Origin of the sequence: Chryseobacterium sp. SIMBA_028, assembly GCF_046535285.1 — a bacterium.
GTDB lineage: Bacteria > Bacteroidota > Bacteroidia > Flavobacteriales > Weeksellaceae > Chryseobacterium.
In genome coordinates, this window is the sequence record NZ_JAWRWZ010000471.1 from 1 (window position 1) to 259 (window position 259).

Here is a 259-nt window from a genome sequence, read left to right on the forward strand (position 1 = left end):
CTTAATTCATCCCTTTGGATTTATAATTAATGATAAAAATCTGAAACGTTCAGGCTTAGATTATTGGGTTCACCTTGATGTTTCAGAATATGCAAATGTTGATGAATGGATTCAACAGATTCCGGACAAATCCCGTGTTTTTTTAATGAGTTCGCATGCTGAGAAATCTTATTTGGAAACTGATTTTCAGGACGGAGACTGGCTCGTTTTCGGAAAAGAAAGTGTTGGATTGAGTAAAGATGTTTTATCTCGTTTTGAT

Annotated in this window: 1 protein-coding gene; it reads left to right on the top strand. The window is 34.7% G+C overall.

The window, feature by feature from the left end; genetic code table 11:
- A partial coding sequence (locus tag SCA31_RS24165; protein ID WP_410699525.1) for a TrmH family RNA methyltransferase occupies positions 1–259 on the top strand: 259 nt, incomplete at both ends.